This window comes from uncultured Chryseobacterium sp. (assembly GCF_936933875.1).
Taxonomy (GTDB): Bacteria; Bacteroidota; Bacteroidia; order Flavobacteriales; family Weeksellaceae; genus CAKZIK01.
The window spans coordinates 20,680-27,379 of sequence record NZ_CAKZIK010000012.1 but is presented as its reverse complement, the minus strand read 5'-3'; the positions used below and the strand labels follow the sequence as shown (position 1 = coordinate 27,379).

Sequence of the window (6,700 nt, the reverse complement as noted above, 5' to 3'; positions counted from 1 at the left end):
AGAAATCAAGTTTCAATCTTTGTGAAAGAAGGTGATGTTGTAGAAGCGAAGAAATTAGATTTATTGATTAAGGCAATTGATACAGAGTGCACAAAGATTAAGCATTTAGCATATGGTTCATCTTCTTTATTTTCAGAAAGTCAGGTAAAAGAAGAGCAACTTGAAAGACTATATAAGTTCGATGAGGAAATTATGGAGAGAGCAGACTTGATTTTTACAAGTTCAAATAAGATTGATGAATCTAAACTTTATATAGAAACTACACATAAATCAATTCAAGAAATAAAAAGCTTGATTGTGGATCGAACAAATTATATCAACCAATACAAATAAGAAATGGAGGTATTAGAATTTTTGGATAATTCCGGAGAAGTATTGGTGAAAAGAATTCCCGACAACGGCAAACTCGAAATTAAATGGGGTTCACAATTAACCGTTCGTGAAAGTCAGGAAGCGGTTTTCTTTAGAGATGGTCGTGCTTTGGACGTTTTTGGTCCCGGAAGATATATTTTAGAAACTCAAAATATTCCGGTAGTTGGAAAATGGGTTACTTCTTTTGGTTATGGTCCCAATTCTCCTTTCCGTGCGGAAGTTCTTTTTGTCGGAAAACAGCTTTTTAGCAATTTAAAATGGGGAACACGTGAGCCGATTATTTTTCGAGATAGTGAACTTAATGTCGTTCGTTTACGATCATTTGGGAATTTTTCTATTCAGATTGAAGATACCCTATTGTTTGTAAACAAAGTTGTTGGAACTCGTGGACTTTTCACTACAGAAAGCATTCAAGATTATTTGAAAGGAATTATTGTTTCTAAACTAAATGTTGTTCTTGGAAATCATTTGAAGTCGGTTTATGATATTGCGAAAAGCATTGAAGATCTAAATTTAGTATTGAAAACTGAAATCCTTGCAGATTTCAGAGGTCTCGGTCTTAATCTTCATGACTTTTATATTCTCTCGATTTCTGTTCCGCCTGAAGTTCAGGAAATGATTGACACAAAAAGTGGACTCGGTGCATTGGGAAATTTGGATCAGTACATGAAATTTAAAGTAGCAAATGCTTTGGGCGACGCTGCAAATAACCAAGGTTCAGGAAGCGATGCATTTAATACAGGTGCAGGTTTAGCTTTGGGAATGATGTTGCCACAGATGATGGGAGGAATTGCAGAATCATCTCAAAATAATTCAACGAATGCGGTAGAGAAAATAAAGAAATTAAAAGAGCTTTTAGATATGGGCGCGATTTCGCAAAATGAGTTTGATGAAAAGAAGGGAGTAATATTAAAACAGATATAATTTTTAATATAATAATTAATGAAAACAAATTGTTCAGCTTGTGGTGCACAAAATGAAAATGGGTTAAAAAACTGCACTTATTGTGGTAATGTTTTAGCTATATCCGATGAAATGCAAAAAAGGGTTGATAGCCTAAATGAGAATGGGAACTACTTCAAATTAGCAGAAGTCGCATTTGAAGGGGGTAATTATGATGAAGCGATTACTTACTATAATAAATGTCTAGAAAAGGATCCAGATTTTTTTGAATGTTGGTATAAGAAGGGATTGTCCACACTCATGACGTCATCTGTTGGGAATTTAAAAGGACAGATGGCAAGTTCGTCATTTCGCATTGCACTTAATAATGCTCCAAATAAAGAAAGTTTTAAACTAAGATTACGAAAAGATGTTTTGCCTTTCATAAATAAGTATCTTTTCGTAGCGTTTGAACATTTTAAATCCTATTTTACTTTGGCAGGTAGCGGTCCTGAATTTGCTGAAAAAATTGCGAGAGCTTATGATTCAATTGATTTCGTAATTAGTGAAGCAGGGATTGATATTGCGGCGGTTAAACAGCTTTATGATACGCTGCAAAAGGTTGATAAAAGCACACGTAAAGTCATGCAACAAGCGTTTATGCAAAAGGGAGGAGTTGATAAAATCAACAATGATTTATCTATTGCTACCAAAAAAATTATTGAAATTCAAAATGAAAAGTTACTACCTATTTGGCAGAAGTTAGAACCGTCAACTGCTCCAAAAAAGAGAAATGTTGGTTGTTTCATTGCAACTGCTGCAATGGGAGATTATGATCATCCTGTTGTAATGGATCTTCGCCGCTTCAGAGATCAATGGTTATTAAAAAAAGAATGGGGACAAAACTTCACGAATTGGTATTATACACATGGTCCAAAAGCAGCTAGAATAATTGAAAAATCAACATTTCTAAAGAAAATAACTTTTGTTGCTATTGTAAAACCGTTGCAGATTTTAACTAAAAAATTGAGATAGTGCTAATGAAAATTTCTACGATTTCCGATTTATTATACGAATACATTGAAGATGTGGAACCTATCATTATCGAAATTAACAAATCTGAATTAGAAGATTGTCATTATAATAAAAATTACAACAAAAAAATTCGTGATAATATAAAACCTAAGTGCGGAATTTATCTTTGGGTGGATGCAAATAATGACGAAGTGTTATATATTGGAATGGCGGGACGAATTAAAAATAATGGTTGCTTTTCAGGACATTCTCTTTCAAACAGGTTACAAGCTTCGCGAGAAAAATGCAATGTTACAAAAAAGGATATTCAAACAAATTCGTACATTAAGACCAAAATGCAAAATGAAAATATTGAATGCATGAAAATATTTGTTTATCCTACAAAAGACGGAGTTGCACCAGCATTTTTGGAAAGTTTACTTCTAAATGATTTTTATAAGGAAAAAAGATGTTTGCCCAAGTTTAATAAAAGCTTTTAATTTCATTTTTTGTGTATTATTTTTCAAATAGATGCCTGTAAACGCAATAAATTTTTAATAAGAAAATAATGAGTGATAAATTTTTAGTTTATGAAAATTGGAGAGCTGATGATAAGGCAGTAGTACACAAAGAAACTTGTGGTCATGCAATTGACGGAAATACTCGCATTGAAAATAAATGGTTGAGCAATAATCCTGCGACAAATGATAGGTGGTTTGGTTATTTTAATACTTTTGAGGAAGCAGTTGCATTTGCTGCTTTATTGCCTAAGAGGCAATTAAGGATTTGCAGCCACTGTCTTAAAATGCAAAAACAAAAATTTTAGAACTATTTATAAATAATCGTACTACGAATGAAAGTTTAAACCCCAAAAACCAAAGCGACAAAATCAGTCGCTTTTTTTAACCTTAAAATTCCTATTAAAAAATGAAATCTCTTTATAGATTCTTACTGCTTTTATACCTCGCTTAACTTTCCGCCCAAAAACTCCATTCCGTGAACTACGCTTCCCAAGCCGACCTTAAAGTTTTTGTGGTAGATTATGAAAGTCAGGCAGATCTGAAAGTGTATAAAGTACAATACCAAAACCAGGCATCAGGAAATGAAGGAAAATGGTTTTTCACGGATTATGCAAATCAGGCGGACAAAAAAATCTATTTCGTAAAATACGCCAACCAAGCCGATCTGAAGATTTATTTTGTGAAATACCAAAATCAGGCAGGTTGGAGAAGTAAGGAGAAAATGCATTTGTTCTATTGAGAAATTTTCCTACTTCAACCTTGACAAGGTTTACGGTTGATAATCACTCCTTCCACCCCAAAATCTCCACTTCCTTCCTCCTGAAATTTTCCTTTCCGCCATAAATCAGCATTTCCCTGTCAATTTTTTCAGGATAGATTTTCCGGAAATAATCCAAACCTTTGAAGAGTTTTTCGCTGATGGTTTTGGTGGATTTTATTTCGGCGGTCTCAAAAACTCCGTTACCTTCAATAATCAAATCCACTTCGTTGCCGTTGCTGTCGCGCCAATACCAGAAATCCTGGAGAAGGTATTCGTGTGCATTTTTCTTGATTAAATCGGCGATGATGAAGTTTTCGAAAATATTTCCAAAAAGTCGGTTGTCAATCAATTTGTTTTCAGTGTTGATATTCAGCAGATAACAAAGCAAACCGGTGTCGTAGAAATAAAGTTTTGGACTTTTAATAATTCGTTTGCTGAAGTTTTCAAAATACGGCTCCAAACGAAAAACAATGAATGACGCCTCTAAAATCGAAAGCCACGATTTTGCGGTGGGCGAAGAAATTCCGCAATCTTTTGCCAAATCGGAAAGGTTGAGAATTTGTCCGGCTCTTCCAGCACACAACCGAAGAAATCTGCGAAAATTGGCCAAGTCGTGGATGTTCAAAAGTTCCGAAAGGTCTCTCTGAATATAGGTTTCAATATAATTTTTGTAATAAGACGGCGGTGGAATTTTTCGGTCGAAAATGGCAGGATAAAATCCGTGGGGAATTAAAGTTTCAAAATTTTCGGGAAGCAAATCCGCTGAAATTAACTCGGAATTATCGAATGGAAACAGTTGAAACATCGCCACTCTTCCTGCCAAACTTTGGGTAATGTTTTGAAGCATGTGAAAATTTTGCGAACCCGACAAAATGTATTGCCCCATGATTTTGTCCTCATCTACTTTGGTTTGCAGAAAAGAAAACAGTTTCGGAACGCGTTGAACCTCATCAAAAATCACTTTGTTGGAATATCTTTCTAAAAAAGAATTGGGATCTGCTTCGGCGATTGTTCGAATGTCGGGATTTTCCAAACTTAAATATTCGTATTCGGGAAACTCGTTTCGGAGCATGGTGGTTTTTCCGGATTGACGTGGCCCATTTATCGCAATTACCGGATAAAGTTTAACATATTCCCGAATTGATTTTGTTAAAGTTCTCGATACGTCCATTGTTCTATGATTGTCAAGCAAAAGTAATTAAATTTTTTTAAATTTACATAAAATAAATTTTAAATTCACATGGAAAATTTTTTAAATCGACATAAGATTTAAGAACTGTAAAAGAAAGCAAATTTTAAAATTTCATCGATTATATTTTAAATTTACATAAAAATTATTTTAAATATACATAGGAAAAATTTTAAAAATACATAAAAGTTATTTCTGTCTCGAAGTTTCGGGATGGCAATTCAACTGCAAAATCTCATTTCCCCAAAATCCCAATTTTCCGTAACTTTACCTTTTAATAAAAATTTAAAAATGGATTTTCAATATCAGGAACCATTTCCTATTCTTAAAGACGATACCCATTACAAAAAACTTACTTCAGATTACGTAAAAGTTGAACAACTGGGCGACAGAGAAATACTTTCTGTGGACCCTAAAGCTTTGGAGCTTTTGGCTGAAGAAGCCTTGAAGGATGTTTCTTTTAAACTTCGTTCTTCTCATCTCGAAAAACTTAGAAAAATTATCGACGACCCAGAAGCGACAGACAACGACAGATTTGTTGCTTATAATTTATTGCAGAACGCGGCTGTAGCTGTTGAAGGCGCTTTGCCTTCTTGTCAGGACACAGGAACTGCAATTTGTGTGGCGAAAAAAGGTGAAAATGTTTACACGGGAAGCAACGATGCAGAATCCATTTCCAAAGGGATTTTCAATACCTATCAAAACCAAAATTTAAGATATTCTCAGGTAGTTCCTTTGAATATGTTTGATGAAAAAAATTCAGGCTCCAATCTTCCGGCGCAGATTGATATTTATGCGGAAGAAGGAAACGCCTACAAATTTTTATTTCTGGCAAAAGGAGGTGGTTCTGCGAACAAAACGTTCTTGTATCAAAAGACAAAATCTTTGCTAAACGAAAAATCTTTGGAAGAATTCATTAAGAAAACTATTCTAGATCTGGGAACTGCAGCTTGTCCTCCTTATCATTTAGCTTTGGTTATTGGTGGAACTTCTGCGGAAGCCAATTTAGCAGCCGTAAAAAAAGCAAGTGCAGGATATTATGACCATCTTCCTACGGAAGGAAATATGGGAGGTCAGGCTTTCCGCGATTTGGAATGGGAAAAACGGGTACAGAAAATCTGTCAGGAATCTTCCATTGGCGCACAGTTTGGCGGAAAATATTTAACACATGATGTTCGCGTTATTCGTTTACCGCGTCATGCAGCTTCTTGTCCGGTTGGAATGGGAGTTTCCTGTTCTGCAGATAGAAATATCAAAGGAAAAATCACGAAAGAAGGTGTGTTTTTAGAACAACTTGAAGAAAATCCAAAAAGATTTTTACCAGATACACCACCACATTTGGAAAAAGCAGTAGAAATCGATTTGAACCGTCCAATGCCAGAAATTTTGGCGGAATTGTCGAAATATCCAATCAAAACCCGTTTAAAACTGAACGGAACTTTAATTGTTGCGAGAGATATCGCTCACGCCAAAATCAAAGAAATTATCGATAGCGGAAAACCAATGCCAGAATATTTCAAAAACCACCCAATTTATTACGCAGGACCTGCAAAAACTCCCGAAGGAATGCCTTCCGGAAGTTTCGGACCTACAACTGCGGGAAGAATGGACGTTTATGTCGACGAATTCCAAAGCCACGGTGGAAGCATGATTATGCTCGCAAAAGGAAACCGCAGCAAAGACGTTACCGATGCTTGTGCAAAACACGGTGGTTTCTACATTGGTTCCATAGGTGGACCTGCTGCAATTTTAGCGAAAGAAAACATCAAATCTGTTGAAGTGGTTGATTTTGAAGAACTTGGCATGGAAGCTGTGCGAAAAATTGAAGTGAAAGATTTCCCTGCGTTCATCATTACCGACGATAAAGGAAACGATTTCTTCGCATCCATCGCGCATTAAAATCAATTCAGGACAGTTTAAAATAAGTTTAAATAACAAAATTCAGCGGGTAAAATTTTCCAA

7 protein-coding genes and 1 pseudogene are annotated in these 6,700 nt (G+C 35.3%); 7 read left to right on the top strand and 1 reads right to left on the bottom strand.

Features of this window, described 5'->3' with window-relative positions:
• From Q0252_RS01465 to Q0252_RS01440, 6 genes and pseudogenes are all read left to right on the top strand, one after another.
• A partial coding sequence (locus tag Q0252_RS01465; protein ID WP_297982882.1) for a hypothetical protein occupies positions 1-333 on the top strand: 333 nt, incomplete at its 5' end.
• 3 nt (positions 334-336) lie between these two features.
• Complete coding sequence (locus Q0252_RS01460) at positions 337-1,296, top strand: SPFH domain-containing protein (protein ID WP_297982880.1); 960 nt, start codon at positions 337-339, stop codon at positions 1,294-1,296.
• 18 nt (positions 1,297-1,314) lie between these two features.
• Positions 1,315-2,289 (top strand): CFI-box-CTERM domain-containing protein, encoded by a 975-nt coding sequence (locus tag Q0252_RS01455; protein ID WP_297982876.1) that lies wholly within the window; start codon positions 1,315-1,317, stop codon positions 2,287-2,289.
• Between the two features lie 5 nt (positions 2,290-2,294).
• The gene (locus tag Q0252_RS01450) at positions 2,295-2,768 is read left to right on the top strand and encodes a hypothetical protein (protein ID WP_297982866.1); all 474 of its coding nucleotides are present in this window, start codon (positions 2,295-2,297) and stop codon (positions 2,766-2,768) included.
• A gap of 68 nt (positions 2,769-2,836) precedes the next feature.
• Positions 2,837-3,094 carry a hypothetical protein gene (locus Q0252_RS01445; protein WP_297982865.1) on the top strand — a complete coding sequence of 86 codons (258 nt, stop codon included), beginning with the start codon at positions 2,837-2,839 and terminating at the stop codon, positions 3,092-3,094.
• Positions 3,095-3,255: 161 nt separating this feature from the next.
• Positions 3,256-3,528: pseudogene (locus Q0252_RS01440) on the top strand (DUF6150 family protein); the annotation flags it as partial.
• Positions 3,529-3,571: 43 nt separating this feature from the next.
• Here the strand turns inward: Q0252_RS01440 and Q0252_RS01435 are convergent.
• Entirely contained in the window at positions 3,572-4,720 is a 1,149-nt protein-coding gene (locus Q0252_RS01435; RefSeq protein WP_297982864.1) for an ATP-binding protein, read from the bottom strand.
• A gap of 309 nt (positions 4,721-5,029) precedes the next feature.
• Between Q0252_RS01435 and Q0252_RS01430 the strand changes: the two genes are divergently transcribed.
• Complete coding sequence (locus tag Q0252_RS01430) at positions 5,030-6,637, top strand: fumarate hydratase (protein ID WP_297982863.1); 1,608 nt, start codon at positions 5,030-5,032, stop codon at positions 6,635-6,637.
• Positions 6,638-6,700 lie beyond the last annotated feature (63 nt).

Coding starts and splice junctions, on each gene's coding strand:
- Q0252_RS01460 (WP_297982880.1), top strand. CDS start 337: ATGGAGGTATTAGAATTTTTGGATAATTCCGGAGAAGTATTGGTGAAA.
- Q0252_RS01455 (WP_297982876.1), top strand. CDS start 1,315: ATGAAAACAAATTGTTCAGCTTGTGGTGCACAAAATGAAAATGGGTTA.
- Q0252_RS01450 (WP_297982866.1), top strand. CDS start 2,295: ATGAAAATTTCTACGATTTCCGATTTATTATACGAATACATTGAAGAT.
- Q0252_RS01445 (WP_297982865.1), top strand. CDS start 2,837: ATGAGTGATAAATTTTTAGTTTATGAAAATTGGAGAGCTGATGATAAG.
- Q0252_RS01435 (WP_297982864.1), bottom strand. CDS start 4,720: ATGGACGTATCGAGAACTTTAACAAAATCAATTCGGGAATATGTTAAA.
- Q0252_RS01430 (WP_297982863.1), top strand. CDS start 5,030: ATGGATTTTCAATATCAGGAACCATTTCCTATTCTTAAAGACGATACC.